At 64.6% G+C, this 19,304-nt stretch carries 19 protein-coding genes, 1 pseudogene and 1 riboswitch; of the genes and pseudogenes, 10 read left to right on the top strand and 10 right to left on the bottom strand.

Translation table 11 applies throughout. The features are described 5' to 3' along the window. Positions 1–2: 2 nt before the first annotated feature. The gene (locus CH262_RS27065; RefSeq protein ID WP_032367752.1) at positions 3–1,205 is read right to left on the bottom strand and encodes an ATP-binding protein; all 1,203 of its coding nucleotides are present in this window, start codon (positions 1,203–1,205) and stop codon (positions 3–5) included. 229 nt (positions 1,206–1,434) lie between these two features. Between CH262_RS27065 and CH262_RS27060 the strand changes: the two genes are divergently transcribed. Further along, entirely contained in the window at positions 1,435–1,902 is a 468-nt protein-coding gene (locus tag CH262_RS27060; protein ID WP_032385129.1) for a 2-isopropylmalate synthase, read from the top strand. Between the two features lie 140 nt (positions 1,903–2,042). Here the strand turns inward: CH262_RS27060 and CH262_RS27055 are convergent, their stop codons facing one another. Next, on the bottom strand, positions 2,043–2,558 hold the full coding sequence (locus CH262_RS27055) for a hypothetical protein (protein ID WP_052056549.1): 516 nt from the start codon (positions 2,556–2,558) through the stop codon (positions 2,043–2,045). 114 nt (positions 2,559–2,672) lie between these two features. Between CH262_RS27055 and CH262_RS27050 the strand changes: the two genes are divergently transcribed. The 3 genes from CH262_RS27050 to CH262_RS27040 all read left to right on the top strand — a co-directional run bounded on the left by CH262_RS27050 (position 2,673) and on the right by CH262_RS27040 (position 5,578). Beyond that, positions 2,673–3,572, top strand: a complete 900-nt coding sequence (locus CH262_RS27050) for a metal-dependent hydrolase (RefSeq protein WP_027495186.1) — start codon at positions 2,673–2,675, stop codon at positions 3,570–3,572. A gap of 83 nt (positions 3,573–3,655) precedes the next feature. Beyond that, positions 3,656–4,675 (top strand): PDR/VanB family oxidoreductase, encoded by a 1,020-nt coding sequence (locus CH262_RS27045; protein WP_230591057.1) that lies wholly within the window; start codon positions 3,656–3,658, stop codon positions 4,673–4,675. A 12-nt stretch (positions 4,676–4,687) separates the two neighbouring features. Next, the gene (locus CH262_RS27040) at positions 4,688–5,578 is read left to right on the top strand and encodes an alpha/beta fold hydrolase (protein ID WP_032385131.1); all 891 of its coding nucleotides are present in this window, start codon (positions 4,688–4,690) and stop codon (positions 5,576–5,578) included. Between the two features lie 20 nt (positions 5,579–5,598). On the opposite strand, the gene CH262_RS27035 is transcribed toward CH262_RS27040, so the two are convergent. Then, positions 5,599–6,534 carry a quinone oxidoreductase family protein gene (locus tag CH262_RS27035; protein ID WP_032385132.1) on the bottom strand — a complete coding sequence of 312 codons (936 nt, stop codon included), beginning with the start codon at positions 6,532–6,534 and terminating at the stop codon, positions 5,599–5,601. A gap of 89 nt (positions 6,535–6,623) precedes the next feature. Here CH262_RS27035 and CH262_RS27030 point away from each other — a divergent pair, with 89 nt between their 5' ends. After that, on the top strand, positions 6,624–7,220 hold the full coding sequence (locus tag CH262_RS27030) for a TetR/AcrR family transcriptional regulator (RefSeq protein WP_032385133.1): 597 nt from the start codon (positions 6,624–6,626) through the stop codon (positions 7,218–7,220). Here CH262_RS27030 and CH262_RS27025 read toward each other — a convergent pair. The 5 genes from CH262_RS27025 to CH262_RS27005 all read right to left on the bottom strand — a co-directional run bounded on the left by CH262_RS27025 (position 7,205) and on the right by CH262_RS27005 (position 12,648). Continuing rightward, a complete protein-coding gene (locus CH262_RS27025; protein ID WP_032385134.1) occupies positions 7,205–8,473 on the bottom strand; it encodes an LLM class flavin-dependent oxidoreductase in 1,269 nt (422 codons plus the stop codon). The genes CH262_RS27030 and CH262_RS27025 overlap by 16 nt on opposite strands. A gap of 1 nt (position 8,474) precedes the next feature. After that, positions 8,475–9,242, bottom strand: coding sequence for a 3-oxoacyl-ACP reductase (locus tag CH262_RS27020; protein WP_094718886.1), 768 nt, complete (start codon positions 9,240–9,242; stop codon positions 8,475–8,477). 43 nt (positions 9,243–9,285) lie between these two features. Beyond that, positions 9,286–9,378: riboswitch (TPP riboswitch) on the bottom strand. A gap of 73 nt (positions 9,379–9,451) precedes the next feature. Further along, positions 9,452–10,747 carry an alpha-amylase family glycosyl hydrolase gene (locus CH262_RS27015; protein ID WP_094718885.1) on the bottom strand — a complete coding sequence of 432 codons (1,296 nt, stop codon included), beginning with the start codon at positions 10,745–10,747 and terminating at the stop codon, positions 9,452–9,454. Beyond that, positions 10,747–11,925 (bottom strand): alpha-hydroxy-acid oxidizing protein, encoded by a 1,179-nt coding sequence (locus CH262_RS27010; RefSeq protein WP_094718884.1) that lies wholly within the window; start codon positions 11,923–11,925, stop codon positions 10,747–10,749. The genes CH262_RS27015 and CH262_RS27010 overlap by 1 nt, the downstream gene beginning before the upstream one ends. Before the next feature lie 9 nt (positions 11,926–11,934). Beyond that, positions 11,935–12,648 carry a type 1 glutamine amidotransferase gene (locus CH262_RS27005; RefSeq protein ID WP_094718883.1) on the bottom strand — a complete coding sequence of 238 codons (714 nt, stop codon included), beginning with the start codon at positions 12,646–12,648 and terminating at the stop codon, positions 11,935–11,937. A gap of 48 nt (positions 12,649–12,696) precedes the next feature. Here CH262_RS27005 and CH262_RS27000 point away from each other — a divergent pair, with 48 nt between their 5' ends. The 3 genes from CH262_RS27000 (at position 12,697) to CH262_RS26990 (ending at position 16,064) form a co-directional block, all read left to right on the top strand. Then, entirely contained in the window at positions 12,697–14,646 is a 1,950-nt protein-coding gene (locus tag CH262_RS27000) for a helicase-related protein (protein WP_256989013.1), read from the top strand. A gap of 93 nt (positions 14,647–14,739) precedes the next feature. Then, on the top strand, positions 14,740–14,895 hold the full coding sequence (locus CH262_RS27920) for a DUF6131 family protein (RefSeq protein ID WP_094611554.1): 156 nt from the start codon (positions 14,740–14,742) through the stop codon (positions 14,893–14,895). Positions 14,896–15,317: 422 nt separating this feature from the next. Then, a complete protein-coding gene (locus tag CH262_RS26990; protein WP_032373497.1) occupies positions 15,318–16,064 on the top strand; it encodes a GTP pyrophosphokinase in 747 nt (248 codons plus the stop codon). 69 nt (positions 16,065–16,133) lie between these two features. Here CH262_RS26990 and CH262_RS26985 read toward each other — a convergent pair whose 3' ends face one another. Further along, positions 16,134–17,753, bottom strand: a complete 1,620-nt coding sequence (locus CH262_RS26985; protein ID WP_256989012.1) for an MFS transporter — start codon at positions 17,751–17,753, stop codon at positions 16,134–16,136. A gap of 80 nt (positions 17,754–17,833) precedes the next feature. Between CH262_RS26985 and CH262_RS26980 the strand changes: the two genes are divergently transcribed. Then, positions 17,834–18,400 carry a TetR family transcriptional regulator gene (locus CH262_RS26980; RefSeq protein WP_027495174.1) on the top strand — a complete coding sequence of 189 codons (567 nt, stop codon included), beginning with the start codon at positions 17,834–17,836 and terminating at the stop codon, positions 18,398–18,400. Positions 18,401–18,661: 261 nt separating this feature from the next. On the opposite strand, the pseudogene CH262_RS26975 reads toward CH262_RS26980, so the two are convergent. Continuing rightward, positions 18,662–19,111, bottom strand: a pseudogene (locus tag CH262_RS26975) (MFS transporter); the annotation flags it as partial. On the opposite strand from CH262_RS26975, the gene CH262_RS26970 reads away from it, so the two are divergent. Next, positions 19,065–19,304, top strand: a 240-nt coding sequence (locus tag CH262_RS26970; protein ID WP_373453802.1) for an MFS transporter, incomplete at its 3' end; no start/stop codon positions are given. The pseudogene CH262_RS26975 and the gene CH262_RS26970 sit on opposite strands and share 47 nt — an antisense overlap.

Genomic DNA, 19,304 nt, shown 5'->3' with positions numbered 1-19,304 from the left:
CCTCAGACCGCGGCGGGCTCGTCGGTTTGCGCTCTCAGGTAGCGCCCGAAATGCGGCACCGTGAACGCGATCGTGCCGCGCTCGGCCGAGTAGATCAGGCCCTTCTTGATCAAGCCGTCGCGGGCAGGCGACAGCGACGCCGGCTTGCGTTTGAGCTCGGTGGCCACGGCCGAGGTCGGCACCGAACCGTCGTCCACCGACAGTTCGGCCATCGCGCGCATGTATTCGCGTTCGGCGGGCGTCGCGCGTTCGTAGCGCGAACCGAAGAATCCGACGGCCAGTTCCTCCTCTGCTGTCGGAGCGGCAACACGCACGTCCTCGGCGGAAATCGGGCTGTCGGCGGCGAGATCCCACGTCGCTTTGCCGTAGGCCTGCACGAAGTAGGGGTAGCCGTCGGCGGCTGCGTACAGCGCGTCGAGTGCCTCGGGGGTGAATTCGACGTCCTCGCGGTCGGCCGGCGCGATCAACGCGAGGTCTGCTGCGGCTCGCTCGAGCCTGCCGATTCGGTGGTAGCTGAACAGGCGCTCGGAGTAACTCTTGGATGCCGACAACACAGCCGGTAGGTGCGGTAGTCCGGCCCCGACGATGATCAGCGGCGCGGTGTCCTGACTGAGTTCGTGGCAGGCCGCGCACAGTGCGGAGATGTCAGCGGGCCCGAGGTCCTGCATCTCGTCGATGAAGATGGCGATACCCACACCTACGTCCCCGGCCAGCGCGGAGGCGTCGAGCAGCAGTTCGACGAGGTCGATCTCGATGTCACCGGAGTCGGCGCGGCCGGTCTTCGCCGGGACGTCGATGCCCGGTTGCCACCGTTCGCGCATCCCCTTGTCCGCGGTGGCGCGCAGCGCGAAGGCCTTGAGGACGCCGAGAAACTCGTCGACGCGTTCGGGGTCTCGATGCGAGGCCGCGATGCCGCGTACCGCCATGTGCAGCGCCGACGACAGGGGCCGGCGCAGTTCCTGGTCGGGGCGAGCCTCGATCTTGCCGGTGCCCCAGCCGCGCGCGATGGCCGCGGATCGGAGGTGGTTGAGCAGCACCGTCTTGCCGACGCCGCGCAGCCCAGTGAGTACGACACTGCGTTCCGGTCTGCCGCGGGTGATGCGTTCGAGGACGACATCGAAGGCGTCGAGCTGCTTCTTTCGACCGGCGAGCTCGGGTGGGCGCTGGCCTGCGCCGGGAGCGTAAGGGTTACGCACGGGGTCCATGGGGCCAAAGTTACAACGAATCGTGCCATATATGCGGACATCTAGCTCGTGTCCTAGAGATCCGTATTCGTTCGATACTTGCGGGACGCCCGAGGCCGGGGCTACTGTCGGCTCCGTGAAGCGCATTCTCGTAGTACGCCGCCGTAGCGGGGTCTGATTCGGACCGACCCCTCGCTGCGGGTCGTCGTGCTCTCTCGGTCCTCCCTTCACATTCGCCAGGACCACCCTCATGAATTCACTTGCTTCGACTTTCGCCACAGATCCGTTCCATGCCCGCTTCGGCTGCGCCCTGCCGCGCACGATGCGCGACGAGATCTCCGGGCAACACATGTCGTGGACGGCCTTCGTCGACCGCTTCTCGCCCACCACCGGCCCTCTTCGGCTGGGCTCGTGGTCCGGCACTGGGGCCACCGGGGGCAAGATGTCGTTCGACGCCACCTTCGGTATCGGTGACACCATCTTCGCCTGTGCCACAACAACATACGGACCGATCGAGGCGTTGACGTCGATGCTCCACGACGCCGGATTCCGCATCGAGATCCTCTCGTTCCACCAGCAGCGCATCGGCGACGAGACCGCCACCTTCGTCCTGGCCGAGCACGACGGTCGCCGCGAATGGTCGATGTCCATCGAGCTCGACGCAACCCTGTCGTCGATCCGGGCCATCATCGCCGGGGCCAATCTGCTGCATCGATAGCCCCAACCCAGTGCCGAGTTCGCAGTCGTGTAGGCCAAAACGCCCTCATTGCCTGCACAACTGCGAGCTCGACACACCCCTCGCGTTGGTAGGGCTTTCTTCGCCTCTCTAGCGTCCAAGCAATACAGGCGAAGATCTCACTAGGGCATCTCCACCGTCTGGGCGCGGTGGATTTCGGCCAGTGCGCGGCGCACATACGTCTCGGCGCGGCTTCGACGAACTGCGAGCAGATCCGCCACCACCAACAGGGCATGTGCGGGCCGCGGCCGCGAACGTGACTGTTCGTCGACGTCCGTCACACCCAGCGCGCCGGTGAGCACTTCGACGAATCCGGCGATGTCCACGCTCGGAAGCCACTCGGCTCCGCGGACGGTTCGGCCGAGTACTTCCTGGACGTTCTCCCCGGTCAAGCCATCGCTGTATACCTCTTCGAGCAAACTCCGTACCATCTCCGCATGCACGTTCCCGGCCTTGGCCGCGTCCGAGCGGTCCAACAGTTCGACGGCCTCGTCGAACGCGATCGGATCCTGCGCCACGACAGCAGCAAGGGCATCGACTGTGGCGTCCGCGATTCGACGCACATCGACGGGCCACTCGGTGGGCCAGGCCACGGGCACGCTGCTCGGGGGAACAGCCTCTGGGGAGGGGTCGGTCATCGCACAAGTCTCTCACTGTCTACCGACATGGTTCCTTTTACCTGTAACCGATGTTTATACTAAGTCGCGCACTGTGGCAGCGGCCACATCGCGGACGTGGAGGAGGTCGACTCGATGAACGAGCGCAACGCCGTCGCATCGGACCCGGGCGAAGTGATGCTTCAGGCCAGGAACGTCAAGTTCGACTGGAGCGATCTGCCGATGCACTGGGTCCCCGGCGATCCGTACACCACGCACGTCCTCAACGTGCTGCATCTACTACTCCCGGCCGGCGAACACTGGTTCGTCGACACGTTCAAAGAGGCCCTGCCCTACATCGACGACGAGAAGCTGCGCGACGACGTCATCGGCTTCATCGGGCAGGAAGCCGTACACGCCGAGGCTCATACCGGCGTCCTCGTGCATCTGCAGAACAACGGACTCGACCCCACTCCGTTCACCGATCAGATGGAATGGGCCTTCGGCAAGGTCCTCGGATCGGATTCGGTGACGAGTCTGCGATCGAAGAACAACCTCGTCGAGCGGCTGGCCCTCATCGCGGCCATCGAGCACGTGACGGCGTTCCTCGGTGATTGGGTACTCAATGCCGACGGTCTGGACCGAGCCGGCATCCATCCGACGATGCTCGATCTGCTGCGGTGGCACGGTGCCGAGGAAGTGGAACACCGCTCGGTTGCGTACGACACCCTTCGTTACTTCGACAAGCGCGAGGTACGTCGCCTGCGCACGTTCGTCGTGGTCGTTCCGTTGATGGGGTACATCTGGATGCGCGGCATCATCTTCCTGATGAAGAACGACCCCGAGCTGCAGAGCGCCCCGAAGTCGGTCCGCAAGCCCCGATCGGCCCTGTGGCGCAAGTCTGTTCGCCGCGGCACGCTGCCGGCGCTGACGCACGTCGGCCGCAGTATGTCTCGCTACCTGAAGAAGTCGTATCACCCGAGCCAGGAAGGCTCGACGGCTCAGGCCGTGCGCTACCTGGCGTCGTCCCCGGCCGCGCAGGCTGCGGCGCGGTGAAGCTCTCGACGCGTCGCGTTCCGCGGCTGTTACCCAAGGACGCGCCACCGGATCTGCGCGGACGCCCTCGCGCCGATCGCTCGATGCAGATGCTCGGAACGTTCCTCAACGGCTACATGCATGCGACTGCCGGCAAGGAGTACGACGACGCGGTAGCCGGCCACAATCCCGATTCCGCGCTGCGGTTGGTGGTCGTCGACCGCGAGATCATCGCCGAGGACGAGAACGTCGCCGCTCTGACTCTCGCCTCGCCGACGCGGGAGCAGCTGCCGACTTGGCATCCCGGCTGCCACCTCGATCTACATCTGCCGTCGGGTCGCCGTCGACAGTACTCGCTGTGCGGCGATCCGTCCGACCGCAGTTGCTACCGGATCGCCGTGCGCCGAATCCCCACCGGCGCAGGTGGATCCATCGAGATGCATGCACTCGAGCCCGGAACCGAGGTCACCGTACGTGGCCCACGGAACGGCTTTCCCTTCGTCGCCGAGGGCAGCGCGCTGTTCGTCGCCGGCGGCATCGGCATCACCCCCATCATCGCGATGGTCCGTGCCGCACGGATTCTCGGGATGGATTGGCAGTTCGTGTACTGCGGTCGCTCCCGGGACACGATGCCTTTTCTCGACGAGATCGAGAGCTGGGAATCGGATCGCGTGTTCGTCCGGACCGACGACGTGCACGGGTACCCCACCGAGGGTGAACTGCTCCAGCGCGCGCCCGCAGGCGGTGCCGTCTACTGCTGCGGCCCTACCCCCATGCTCGACGCCGTCCGCCGCGACTTCCGCCAGTGCCCTGCCACCGCATTGCATTTCGAGCGCTTCGGTCCGCCGCCGATCCTCGATGGCACACCGTTCGAGGTGCAGCTGATCAGCACGGGCGCTGTGCTCGACGTGGCTGCCGATGCCTCCGTGTTGACCGCAGTCAAGGAACAGAAGCCCAATATCGCGTACTCGTGCCAACAGGGCTTCTGCGGTACCTGCAAGGTGCGGGTGCTGTCCGGCGAGCCCGAACATCTGGAATCGCGATTGACCCCGGAAGAGCAGCGCGACCACATGCTCATCTGCGTCTCCCGCGCACGCAGCAGTCGTCTCGTACTCGATCTATAGAACGGAAAGACAGTGAGCAGCAACGCAGTCCGTACGACGGTCGTCAACGAAGGCATTCGGCTGGCGGTGTTCGAGAGCGGAAACCCCGACGGCGAACCCATCGTCCTCGTTCACGGGTGGCCGGATACTCACGAACTGTGGAGCCACATCGTGCCGCAACTCGAAGACCGTTTTCGGGTGATCAGCTACGACTCGCGTGGAGCCGGCGAGAGCACGGTGCCGGTCGAGCAGTCGGCGTACAAGTTGGCCCGGTTGGCGGCGGACTTCTATGCCGTGGCAGATGCGGTCAGTCCCGACGCTCCCGTTCACGTGCTCGCACACGACTGGGGTGCCGTCGAGGTCTGGGAGGCCGCAGCCCAGCCCCAGGCGAAGGATCGAATCCGTTCGTACACATCGATTTCGGGACCTAACCTCGATCACCTCGGGAAGTGGTCGCAGTCGCGGCTGCGTCGTCCCACTCTTGCCGGCATCAAGCAGGTTCTCGCCCAGACCCGAGCGTCCTGGTACACCGTCACCTTCCACATCCCCGGCCTGTCGACGTTGCGCATCAAGCGACAGTTCGCCAAGGGCTGGCCGGCATTCCTCCAGGAGTTCTCGGGCGTCGATCCGAAGCTCGTCACCCAGAACCCCACACTGTGGTCGGACGCAACCAACGGCACCAAGCTGTACCGCGCCAACATCATTCCACTGCTGACCAATCCGCGCGATCGGTACATCGACATCCCCGTTCACCTCATCGTCAACACCGAGGACGTCGCGGTGCGTCCGTACCACTACGACGACACCGGCAAGTGGGTGAAGAACCTCACGCGCAACGACATTCCGGCGGGTCACTGGTCGCCGATCTCGCATGCGGACGACATCGCGCGATTGACAACGGAATTCATCGACTCGCTGGGCTGACGGGCTGAAGGGCTGATGAGTCAGGGGACCAGTACCAGCTTGTGACGGGTGCGTGGGGCTCGCTCCCATGCACTTGCGACCTCTGCCAATGGCACATTCTCGTATTCCACTGCGATCTGCCCGGTGACGGCCCAGTCGGCGAGGGTGCGATACGCCTGCGAGGTGACACTCCGTCCGTAGTGCAGCGGCATGAATCCGACGATGGTTGCTCCGAGCGAACGCATGAGTTGCGCCGGGACGGTGATGTCGGCCCCGGCTCGGTCACCGATCTGCACCAGTCGAACGAGACGGTTACCGGCTTGCAGTGCCGCGAGAGCGACTGTGCCCCAGGTATAGTCGACAACGACATCGGCTCCGGAGGATGCCCGCCGAATAGCAGAGCTCAGCTCGTCGACACTGTTGTCGCCGATGGCAACCGTGGCCGTGGCCGCTAGTTCACGGGTGGATTCGAGGGCGTGCTCGTCACGTCCGACGACCGTGATCGAGCCTGCGCCGAGCAGTCGCGCGGCCTGTACGGCGAGGCGCCCGACCACCCCGGTGCCACCGAGGATCACGACGTTCTCCCCCGGCGTCATTCGAGCCCCATGGGTCAGCGGCATCAGCGCGGCCAGACCCGCGTTACCCAGTGTCGCGGCGGTCGAGAAATCCAGCCCGTCGGGTAGTTCGATGAGCGAAGCCGTCGGGACCAAAGCCTGCTCAGCCATCGAACCGTGGGGCGAGAGCGCGGGCGAGAAGTAGACGCGGCGTCCGTCCTGCGTGGTACCCGCGCCTTCGATGCCGATGACCGTCGGCAGCGACCGAGGACTGAGGTAGTGGGTACCGGCGGCAATGACGATGTCGACGGCATTGAGCGTTGCAGCCGCCACGTCGATCACCTCCGAACCCTCCGCAGGTGCTGGGTTGCCGTGGTCCGTGTACGTCGGCACCCCGAACTCGGTCAGAACTGCTGCCTTCATGTCCGGCCCTTTCGACGAATGGTCATTCACTGAATCATGATTCAGTGTGTAGCCTGACTGCTGAGGTGTCAACAGGAAGGGGAACCGCGGTGGCAACCACTGGTCGCGCTCAACAGGCCGAGCAGACTCGCATCGAGTTGGAAAATGCCGCCCGCGCCGTCTTCGCCCGGTCCGGATATCTCAACACCAAGATCGTCGACATCACCCGGGAAGCAGGCCGGGCCGCAGGGTCGTTCTACAACCACTACTCGGGAAAGGACGGGCTGCTGTTGGCCCTCGCCGAACAGATCGGTGAAGACGCCGACGTCATCGTCGCGGCGCAGGATCCGTCCGCTCGCGATCACCCCACCATGCGTCCGCATCTGGAGGTCTTCTGGCAGTTGCTGACACGGCACCGGGTTGTGATCGATGCGCTTCGAGACGCCGCACTGGTGAGTCCCGAGTTCGCCGAACGGATGCAGCGATTCACGCAGGTCCAATTCGAGCCCTGGGTCGAACGCCTCAGCGCATTCGAGAAAGCAGGAGTCGAGCTTCCGGCACCTCCTGCCACCACCGCGATGCTGATCAGCGGTGCGGCGGAGAATTTCGCGCGGCTGTGGCAGGGCTCGCCCGAGGGCGGTCTCGACGCCCTCGTGGCGTTCGTCGATCGTGGGGTCTTCGGACAAACCGCTCAGCTGGACAGGTGACCGCGCAGCGTCGACGACGTGTATTCGGATCGAAAGAGGCCGCGCTGCTGCAGGATCGGGACCACGTGTTCGACGAAGTCCGCGAGTGAGTCCGGGTAGCGCGGGCACATCAGGTTGAATCCATCGGCACCGCGGCCGATCCACGATTCCATCTCGTCGGCAATGGAATCCGGCGTGCCGATCATCGTGGCATGCCCACCGCCGGCCGCAAGGGTGCCCAGCAACTGACGCACGGTGGGGCGATCCTTCTCGATGATGCGCAGAATGGTCTCGTACCGACCCTGCGGTCCCGTGAACTCGGCCGCAGGTGGTAGGGACGGCACCGGAGCATCGAGTTCCCATGCGGCACATTCCTGTCCGGTGAAGGTGGACAGCATCGCCAGCGACTGGTCGGTGGGCAGCAGCAGATCCAGCTCTGCCTTCTTGCGACGAGCCTCCTCCATCGTCGACCCGATGTACGTCACCAAACCCGGCATGATGCCCACTGCCGCGCTGCCACGACCGGCTCGATCGATTCTCGCCTTCACGTCGTCGTAATAACTTTGCGCGGCAACGAGATCGTAGGCGACGGCGTAGATCGCCTCGGCATACTTCGCCGCCAGGTCGCGGCCCGGGCCCGACGCCCCGGCCTGAAACAGAACCGGCCTGCCCTGCGGCGACCGCGGCACCGTCAGCGGGCCGTCGACTCGAAAGTGTTTGCCGTCGTGGTCGATCGAATGCACCTTGGCCTGGTCGGCGTACATCCCCGTGCGATCGAGCGTCAAGGCATCGGGCTCCCACGAATCCCACAGTGCCAGTGCAGTATCGACGAATTCTTCGGCGCGCGCGTAGCGCTCCTCGCGAGCCGGGATGGCGTCCATTCCGTGATTGCGTGCTTCGGCGTCGAACATGGACGTGACGACGTTCCAGCCGGCCCGTCCGCCGCTGATGTGATCGAGCGACGCCAACATGCGTGCAGCGTGGAACGGGGTGTAGAACGTGGACGACACCGTGGTGACGAGACCGATGTGCGTGGTCGCTCTGGCCATGGCCGACAGCGCCGTGATCGGTTCGAGAAACCAGGTTCCGGCGCCGGCCGGATCGCGAACGGAATGCCCGTCGGCAAAGAACACCGCGTCGAACTTGCCCCGTTCGGCCAGCTGCGCAAGTTCCTCGTAGTACGCGATGTTGCCCAGGTCCTCCACTCGCGAATCGGGATGCCGCCACGCTGCGCTGTGATGTCCGCAGCCGTACAGAAACGCGTTGAGGTGCATGTCAGTTCTTGACCAGGCCGCCGTCGACGACGAGATTCTGACCGGTCACCGACCGCGCCCACGGCGAGGCGAAGAACAACAGAGCATCGGCGAACTCCTCGGGCGTGGTGACGCGTTGCAGCGGGGTCGAGGCGGCGATGAAGTCGAACACCTCGGCCGGGGTCGCGGCACTGGCATCGGTGGTGCGCAGCAGTCCGCCCGACACCATGTTGACGGTGATGTTGTCCGCCCCCAGGTCCGCGGACAACGTACGCGTCAGTGAGAGCAGGGCGGCCTTGGACGCGGTGTAGTCGTGGTACGGCACCACCGGATTCTGGAACAAGTTGGTGCCCACGTTGATGATTCGGCCGAAGCCCGCCTCACGCATTCCCGGCAGGGCCGCCTGCGTGGTGAGCAGCGCCGCGCGAACGCTGCCTCGTAGCTGAGCGTCGAACCGATCCCAGGTGATGGTGTCGGCCTTCGGTCGAGCATCCCCGTCGAACGAGAAGTCGGCCAGCGCGTTGTTGACGACCGTGGTGATCGGGGTGCCGAAATGCGCACGGGCCGAGTCGAACACCGAGGCCACCGCGCTCTCGTCGGTCACGTCGCCCTGAACCGCGAATGCACGGTCGCCGAGCCTGTCCGCCAACGCCTCCGCTGCCTCTTTGCTGGCGCGGTAGTCGATCACCACACGTGCGCCCTCACCGGCGAACGCCGCGGCGATCGATGCTCCCAGTCCGCGGCCGCCGCCGGTGACCAACACTGTCTGCTCGTCGATCTTCACGTGCATCGCCTCTCGTTCGAGGTCGGGACCGTCGCGAGGGACAGGAAATACCGAAACGTCACGACATTCCCTTCGCTGGTCCTAACCAGATCAGGTTCGACGGGTGTGATCTCAGCCCTGACGGGCACCCCGTGTCGCGGTCGACTGTACCTGTAGGTCTCTCTACTGCTTTCTTGCGCTCGACGTAGATAGCCGAATACAGCCGTATGCAGCGATCAGCCGATGACAGCCCAGCCGTGGGGAGGAACGCTTACCCGTCCGTCGTTCAGGCTCGCTTCTCCGGCCAGTACTTCACTGCCCTGGGCCGGGTAGTCGATCGTGTCGTCGCCGAGGTTGAGCGCCACCGTCATCGAATTGTCGTCCGCGTACACGCGGTAGAGCAGCGCGGTGTTGGTGAGCTCGAGCGTCTCGGTGCGCGCGGAGTACAACCACGGATTGCGACGCCGAACTGCGATCAGCTCCTGATGCACTCGGTAGACGGGCCAGCCGTACGGGGCGAGATCCTCGGGGGTGTCGGGGTATTCGGGACGGACCTCGTCGTCACCGCCGACCCGATCTTCCTTGATACCGCGGAACGCCTGCTCGTCGCCGTAGTAGATCATCGGCATACCGCCCACGGTGAACAGAACCACCAACGCGTGCAGCAGATGTCGCTCGTCCTCGATGACGCTGGCGATGCGACTGACGTCATGGTTTCCCACGAACGTGGCGGGCACGAAGGCGTCGAGCCAACCGTTGTGGCGCTCGAGGGCATGCGAGAGCTCGAAGAAATTCTTCTCGCTCAGCCCACTCCAGATCGCCTTCCACAGTTCGTACTGCGTAACCGAGTCCAACGTGGAGGCCGAGACGATCCGGTCGTAGTCACCGTGGATGACTTCGCCCAGAAAGTATGCGTCCGAATGCTTCTCGCGAACCTTCGGCAGCACCGCGGCCCAGAAACGCGGCGGTACCGCGTAGGCCGCGTCGAGTCGCCAGGCGTCGACGCCGCGGTCCAGCCAATGCGACAGTACGTCCACGACGTACTGCTGCACGTGCGGGCTCTCGTGGTTGAGTGCGACCAATTCGTCGTGGCCCTCGAAGTTGCGGTGCGTCGGCTCGTCCCCGGACCAGTCGAGGTGAAACCACCCCGCGGCCTCGGAGTCCGGGCCCTCGGCCAGAGCCTCACGGAACTTCGGAAAGCTCTGCGCCACATGGTTGAAGACGCCGTCGAACATCACCTTCAGACCGCGGGAATGCGCCGCAGCGATCAGCGAATCGATATCCTCGTCGGTGCCGAGCCGACCGTCGACGTGGTAGTAGTCGACGGTGTCGTAGCCGTGCTTCTCCGACTCGAAGATCGGACCGAGGGCGATGCCCGACGCGCCGAGTTCGAGGGCGTAGTCGAGCCACTTCTCGATTCTGGTCAGCCGATGCAGATCCGCTTGCGACTCACCGTCCCAGCCGTGCACCGGCGCACCGGTGAAGCCGAGTGGGTACAGGTGCCACCAGATGGCGTGCTTCGTCCACTCCATCAGGACGCCTCGATCGAGTCGCGACCGAGCTCGCCCGCGCCGGTATGGCCGGACAGGCTGGTCACCAAGTCGAATTCGGCCAGCAGGCAACGCAATACGTGCGCAACACCCTCCTGCCCGCCGAGGGCGAGACCGTAGAGGAACGGGCGGCCGAGAAGAACCGCATCGGCACCGAGCGCCAGCGCCTTGGCCATGTCCGCGCCGGTCCGTACACCCGAATCGAACAGGACCGTCAGTTCGTCACCGACCGCATCCACGATGGACGGCAATGCGTCGAGAGACGGCCTGGCACCGTCGATCTGACGTCCACCGTGGTTGGAGACGACGATGCCGTCGACTCCGTGGGCGGCCGCTTGTCGGGCGTCGCCGACGGTGCAGATGCCCTTGAGCACGATCGGGCCGTCCCAATGCTCGCGCAGGAACGCCAGGTTCTTCCACGACAGGCCGGGATTGGGGAACATCTGCGCCCAATGCATCGCGGCCGCAACGGGATTCTCCTCGACGGGCTGAGCGAGTCCGGCTTGGAACGCCGGATCGCTCAGATAGTTCTCGATTCCGAGGTTGGCCAAGAACGGAAGGTACCCGCGGTCGAGATCGGCAGGCCGCCAGCCCAGCAACGTCGTGTCGAGCGTCAGCACCAACGTGGTGAATCCGGTGTCCTTCGCACGCTGCAGGAAGCTCAGCAGTACCGATTCGTCCGTCGGCCAGTACAACTGATACCAGCGTGGCGCATCTCCGCCCGCCTCGGCGATCTGCTCGAAGGAATGCGAGGCCTGCGTCGAATGTATGTACGGCACACCGAGTTCCGCAGCCGCGCGAACCGTCGCGAGTTCACCGTGGGGATGGGCGAGAGTCTGAATACCCACCGGAGCGATCAGCAGCGGTGCAGGCATGTCGGTGCCGAGCACGGTGCACGCATGATCACGCGAGGCCGAGCTGCGCAGCATCCGCGGCGTGATGGCCCACCTGTCGAAGGCGGCCCGGTTCGCCCGCGCCGTCGAGCCACTTCCTGCGCTGGCGACGATGTAGCCGAGCGCCTCAGGCGAGAGCTTCTCGGCAGCCTGGTCCTCCAGCCTTGCCAGGTTGGTGGTGATCGACGGTGTCTGCTGAGCGAACATTCCGGCGGCGTAGATGCCGAGCTGGTGATCGCTGAAGTTGCTGGGCCTGGCCTCGGTCATCGTTCGACCCTACCGGGGCACCGCCGAGGATCGGGCGAGAAATGCGTCCAGCAGGGCCGAGCACCGCTTGCGAGCTGCTGCTTCGGAGTCGGCAATGTCTTGCCTGATCTCGTGCACGTCCACCGCATGTTCGACGCCGTCGCGGTCCCACGCGGCCGCCCACGCATCGTAGGTGTCGAGGTCGATCTCGGGGTGGAACTGCAACCCGAGGTGCGGACCGCAGACGAAGGCCTGCTGCGCAGCCGCGTTGCGGGCGATGACCGTGGCCTCCGGCGGCGCGACGAACGTGTCGCCGTGGAATTCCATCCACGGACCCGGAGCGACGAGCTCGGGATCGGACGTCTCGACGTCGACGAATCCGTACTCGGGGTACTCGGACTTGCGGACGGATCCGCCGAGCACGCGAGCAAGCAACTGGCCGCCGAAGCACACACCCAGAACCGGGACCTGCGCATCGATCGCCTGCTGCACGTACGCGATCTCCGGCGCGAGCCAGGTCAGCGTGTCGTCGTACGCGGCGTCGGGTGAGCCCATGACCACGACCACCTGCGCGTCGGACAGCGTCGGTGGTGCGACATCGGGACTGTGGTCGAAGGAGTGCACGTCCAACAGGAAACCCCTGGTGCGCAATTCGGCGGCGAGGGTGCCGATATCGCGACGCGCCAGGGACGGGTCCCGGTCGTGGACGAGAACTACGGCGCGCGGGTCGTTCGGGTATGTCACAGGGCTCCTTTACGGTGTTCGTGCACACCGTACGACAGACTGGATCCGATGCCACCTCGTAAACGCACTGCCCGATCCACCACTGCCCGCACCGTCAAGGCCGGGCAGAGCAGCGCTGCGCGAAAGTTCGCGGCTGCGAAGAACGGTGAGCCTGCGGCGAAGAAAGCTGCGCCGAAGAAGGCCGCACCTCGCAAGAGAGCAGCCCCGCGCAAGACCTCGCCCCGTAAGTCCGCCGCCCCCGATCTTCGGGTGCCCGATCCCGGCGAGCGCGTGTGGGTGTTGGACGTGCCGTTCGAGGATCGGTCCGCGGCGGGCGCAGCGGGAGCGCGCTGGTACCCCGGACCGCGCGTGTTCGCGTATTACGGAACCGAATTGCCCGAGTACCTGCAGCCGTACGAGTCGATGCCGTACAGCCTGCAGCGGTGGCTCGAGGACGACGCGAACGACAGTTGGCGCGACGAAGAGGTGCGCGAACGGGCGATGCAGCCTCGCGACACCCAACTCGAATCGGTCCGACGCCATCTGGCCGCGCTCGACGCCGGCTTCCCGTACTTCGCGCAGATGGATTCGACGGGTCTGGGTAAGACGTTGGCCGTGTGCGAGGCCGTGCGGCAGATGTCGGCCGCCGAGATCGGCACGGTTCTGGTGGTGGCACCCAAGGGTGCGCTGCCGGGGTGGCGTCGCACCATTGCAGACAGCGAGGCCGACATCGAACCATCCGACCGCAAGCGTTGGTTGCTGATCACCTATCAGTCCACCAAGAAACTGCTGTCGGTTCCCCCCGAGACCGATCTGGGCAAACGTAAACGGACGCAGAACAAGCGGACCATCTCGCTGGGAGAGCTGCGGTTCGACATCGACGTGGTGATCGCCGACGAATCGCATGCGTTGATGAACATCGAGTCGCAGCAGTCGCAAATTCTGTGGCGATATCAGGAGGCGGCCCGATCCGTCGTGTGGATGTCTGCCACTCCCGGCTATCAGCCGCTGCATTTCGCGTACATGGCCCGTGCCGTGGAACGCAGCCGCGGCGTCGAAATCCTCGGTGACGACGAGTATCTCGGCTATGCCGTGACGATGAAGTGGGCGGAGTTCCTCATCGAATCCGGGTTCGCCGTCAAGGCAGGCAAGGCGACGACGGGGTTGACCACGTGGCGGTGGGAGCCCGAGGACGCGACGACGCGAGCCCGCGACATCGCGTCTGTGCACGGCTGGTTGTCGGGAGGCGCTGTGCCGTGGTCTATTTCGCGGCCGTCCCCACCGACTCCGCGGGAGCCCCTCGGTCAGGAACTCACGGCCGCGCAGAAGCGGCTGTACAACTCGGCGTGGGTGGACTACCGCAAGGAAGTCGGCCTGCCGATCTGGAAGGCCGTCGGCGGAAAGCGAGTGCTGCAGAAGAATCCGAGTACCCGTGCGGCGACGCTGCGATTTCGCCAGAAGTGCTCGTACCTGCGCATTCCCGCGTCTGCGGATCAAGTCCGGACGTGGGTCAAGGCAGGCAATCAGGTGTTCGTCTCGATGTTCTACCGCGAGTCGGTCGCTGCTCTGGCCCAGACACTTCGAGACGAGGGGCTCGAGGTCGCCGTGGTCGACGGGAGCATGAGCAGTCCCCAGCAGGAGGCGTCGATCCGCCGTTTTCAAACCGGCGACGCGTCGGTCATCGTCTCGACCACCACGAGCGCGATCAACCTGCACACCAACGAGTTACTGCTCCCGGAGGGGACGGTCTCCACACTCGCACCGCGCGTGACGCTGATTCACGATCCTCGGTGGACACCCATCGACATCAGGCAGATCGAGGGCCGCGCCAACCGCATCGACAAGGACCACAACCACACCACGTCGACCTGCTACTACGGCTACGCCGAGGGCACCGTCGAGGAGGAGATGGTGCTCACCGGGATCGAGCGCATCGCGGATCTGGGATCGATCGTGGGGCAGGCGGATCTGATCGATCCGGAGGCTTTCCTCGCGGCGAAAGTGGATGCCGGAAAATAGCGACAATTGTGAGCAATCGTCCACGCGCCCGAGTAGGTTCGGTCCCATCGACAATTCGTCGATAGTGGGCTCACTTTGGCACCAGGAGTAGTCATGATCGTTCTCGGAATCATCCTCGCCCTCATCGGCTATTTCGCCGGCATTTCAATTTTGACGACTATCGGCATCATTCTGGTGGTCGTCGGCGCGGTTCTGACGTTGCTCGGTTCGATGGGGCGCGCAGTCGGTGGCCGCAAGACGTGGTTTTGACATCCACGTTAGAACATACGTTCGATTTCTGTTAGTCTGAGCGGGCCCCCGGAGTTGGCGATGCGGCCAGCGGAGCCACTTCGGGCGGTCCATATCGGGCGGTAGACAGTGTCGAAGGCGGTTGCGCGCGATGGCATCCGACGAGCGCGACACCGACCCGGTTGCCGGGTCGCTCTACCGCGTCGGCGATCGGTGGGCAGAACGAGCACCTACTCACTGCACCAACGGCCATCCGCTTGTCGCCGGTTCGGTATTGGTGGGTTCACGTGCTTGCTCGTGTGAGCGGGGGCATCACCGTACCCATCAGTGCCAGAGTTGCAATCTCGTGCGGTTCACCCCAGAACTCGGTGCCACGTGCAGCGACGCCAGCTTCGATTCTCGCGCGGCGCGGTCACGTCCGGCGATCGTGGACAATCGGGGGCATGAGCAACAGTGACGCCGTCGTCGACCTGGTGCAGCTGAGGCACGATTTCACCCGCTTCATGATGAGTTACAAGTTCGGAATCGACGAACTGATCACCAAGATCAACATCCTGAAGCAGGAATTCACCCACATCCACCGCTACAGCCCCATCGAGCATGTCTCGTCGCGACTCAAAACGCCCGAGAGCATCGTCGACAAGGCTCAGCGCAAGAAGTGCGCACTGACGCTCGACGCCATTCGCGAGAACATCTTCGACGTCGCGGGTGTCCGCATCACGTGCAGCTTCATCTCCGACACCTACCGCATCGCGGACATGCTCAGTAGTCAGACCGACGTTCGAGTCGTCGAGGTCAAGGACTACATCGCGAACCCGAAAGCCAACGGCTACAAGAGTTTACACCTCATCGTCGAAATTCCGGTGTTCATGTCCGATCGCGTCCAACCGGTCTTGGTCGAACTCCAGATCCGCACGATTGCCATGGATTTCTGGGCGAGCCTCGAGCACAAGATCTTCTACAAGTACCGCGGCCAGATTCCGCCCACCCTGTTGGCGGAACTGACCGAGGCCGCCGAGACGGCCAACACACTGGACGAGAAGATGGAAAGCCTGCACGACGAGGTGGAGGAGCTGAACGGCGATTCCGACAACTCCATCACCCTCGGCGCGATGCCTCCGATGGCATTGCCTCCCGAGCTGCTGCACATGTTGCTCACCGCGCAGGCCGAAGCGATCGACCCGGACTGACGATGCCTTCGAAGAGCAGAACCCCGCTGCTCGACGGCTGAGCAGCGGGGTTCTCGGTTCTTGCCTGCGTTATCCGATGTGTACCGGGGTGTCGCCGACGGGCAGGTCGTCTTTCTTCGCGCGGACGAGCAGCAACACGACCGGGCTCACCAGCGCGACGAGGATCGCGGCGGTACCGAATGCCCAGGCGTAGCCGGAGACCTCGGCCGAGAACGCGTGGTCGATAGTCGCGAGCACGAAGTTGCGGATCGGCTCCGGCAGCGCGGCCAACATCTCGTCGCTGGGCACTTCCTGTCCGGCGAGAGCTTCCGCGGGAACTCCGGCGGGCGGAGTCGGTGCCGGATTCTCGGCCAGGTACGAGGTCTTGGACGAGGTGTAGACGGTGGTGAACACCGCAGCACCGAGTGCACCACCGACCTGCAGGGTGGCGTTGATCAGCGCCGATGCGGCACCTGCGTCGTGATCGGGAACGCCGATCAGTGCGACGTTCTGCATCGGAACCATCAGCAGACCGAGGCCGAGACCGAGAAGTACGACGCCCGGCAGGACGTGCGTGAAGTACGAGGTGTCGACGCCGATCTGGGTCAGCAGCAGCAGGCCGACTGCGGACACGACCGGACCGACGGCCATCAGCGGCTTGGGTCCGATCTTCGGCACGAGTGCAGAAGCGAGCGCGGCCGTGATCAAAATGCCGCCGGTCATCGGCAGCGACGCGACGCCGGCGATCACCGGGCTCATCTCCAGCACGATCTGGAAGTAGAACGTGAGGTACAACGTGCCACCGAGTAGAGCAGCGCCGATGACGGCCGAGCCGATGTACGCGGCACCGCGATCACGATCGAGCAACACGCTCAACGGCAGCAGCGGGTTGGCGGACTTGGACTCGACCACGACGAACGCGGCCAGCAGAGCGAGGCCGAGCGCGATGAACGAGATGGTGGGTACCGTCGCCCAGCCGTCTTCGGCCTCGGTGAAGCCGTAGACCAGCGAGGCCAGACCGAGAGCGATGAGGATCGCGCCGGGCAGGTCGTAGCGGGTGTCTCCGTGAGCCTTGCTCTCCTTCACCAGAGGCACCGCTGCGGCGATGGCGAACACTGCGACCGGGATGTTGACCAGCAGGCACCAGCGCCAGTTCGCGTATTCGGTGAGCACTCCGCCGAGGAGCAGGCCGACCGCTGCGCCGCCACCGGCAATGGCGCCGAAGACGCCGAACGCTTTGGCGCGTTCCTTGGTGTCGGTGAACGTCACCGTCAGGATGGCCAGTGCTGCCGGGGCGAGCAGCGCAGCGAACACACCCTGGCCGGCGCGCGCGATGAACAGCTGCCAGCCTTCCTGAGCGAGTCCGCCGATAGCGGAGGCAACGGCGAAGCCTGCCATGCCGACGATGAACGAGCGCTTGCGTCCCCAGTAGTCGGCGATGCGTCCGCCGAGCAGCAGGAGTGCGCCGAACGACAACGCGTAGGCGGTGATGACCCAGGCGCGGCTGCTGTCGCTGATGCCCAGATCCAGCTGAGCCTGCGGCAGCGCAATGTTGACGATCGTGCCGTCGAGCACGATCGTGAGCTGCGTGATGGCGACGATGCACAGCACCAGCCATCGGCGCTCGTAGTTCGGATTCAGATCCGGCGCTTCGCGCTCGGAGAGCTGCGACATGTTTCTACCCCACTCGTACTCGTTGATTCTGGGCACGAAAAATGTCCCGAGCAAAAAGGTAGGCGACCCAGAACCAATAGTCAAACGAACTAGTTGGTTGGGGTATGGTGACCGCCATGAAACCTGACGCCAGTGCGACCCGCGCCCGCATCGTCGTCGCCGCCCGGGACGAGTTCTCGGTACACGGGCTGGCCGGGGCCCGCGTCGATCGGATCGCGGCCGCTGCCAAGGCCAGCAAGGAACGTCTGTACGCCTACTTCGGCGACAAAGAAGCCCTGTTCCGGGCCGTCGTCGAGGACGGGTTCGCGCGGTTCATCGACGAAGTGCCCTTCGCCGTCGACGACCTCGGCGGATACGCAGCGCGCGAATACCTGCACCTCGCTGCGCATCCCGAGGAGCACCGCCTCCTGCTGTGGACTCAGCTGCAGGGCGGTATGGCGACCTCGGGCACCGACGACATCCACTCGGTCATCGCCGAGCGACACAGGGCCATGGCCGACGCCCAGCGAGACGGACTGATCTCCGACGCCTTCACCGTCGAGGATCTGATCACCATGATGTTCGGCATCACCTCGGCGTGGATGACCGCGCCGAGCCTGCACTGCGAGCCTGCCGACGACGCCGAAATTCAGCGTCGGGCGTCGAAAATCGAAGCCGCCGTGCGTCGCCTCTGCGCTCCGTAGCGCTGTCTATCCATATCTAGCATTCGCGCAAGAACGCGGAATACTGGGGTAGCGGCCCCCGTTTCCGCAAACGCGCGCGCGTTTGCCAGACGCGCACAAAGTAGACACCGATCACGTCGCTATTCTGCGCGCATCTGGCAAGTGCGCTCGCGTTTGTCACCCCGGTCGGCGCGTCCTCGACCCCACACACGCGGGACGCCCCACCACGCCGAGTGCACGTGGTGGGGCGAGTCTCGAACTACGGCCGGCATCTACGCCGCACTACACCGGGAGTTTCTCGCGTCCGGTTTCCTTGATGGTCAGCACCGTGAGTACGCCGATCACGCAGACACCCATGACCCAGTAGGCGGGTGACATGGCGTTGCCGGTCGACTCCACCAGTTGAGCGGCGACGTACGGTGCCGTTCCGCCTGCGGCGATGGTGCCGATGTTGAAGCCCAACGACACTCCGGTGTATCGAACCGCCCGAGGGAACAGCTCGGTGAACAGTGGGAACGCGGGTACCTGCACGACTCCGTTGAGAACCATGTAGACGAAGTACACACAGCCCACCACGATGATCGACGACGTCGCACCGAGGATCATGAACACCGGCAACGCAATGGCGACATACGCAACGTAGCCGCTGAGCAGTACCGGTTTGCGACCGAATCTGTCGGTGAGCATGCCGCTGAGCGGGAAGGTCGCACAGGCCAACGCAATTGCGATCGCGATGAACGGATCCGGTTACATCGGTCTGACGTACTTCAGCGTGTACCTGATCAACGACCTCGGATTCTCCAAGGACTCGGTCTACTGGACATCGGCGATCGCAATTGCGTTGGCCTGTGCGACCTTCCCGCTCAGCGGCATGCTCACCGACAGATTCGGTCGCAAACCGGTACTGCTCAGCGGCTACGTTGCG

Source organism: Rhodococcus sp. 05-2255-1e, from assembly GCF_002259025.1.
Taxonomy (GTDB): domain Bacteria; phylum Actinomycetota; class Actinomycetes; order Mycobacteriales; family Mycobacteriaceae; genus Rhodococcoides; species Rhodococcoides fascians.
The sequence above is the reverse complement of the archived record's forward strand: the minus strand, read 5'-3'. Positions and strand labels throughout refer to the sequence as shown.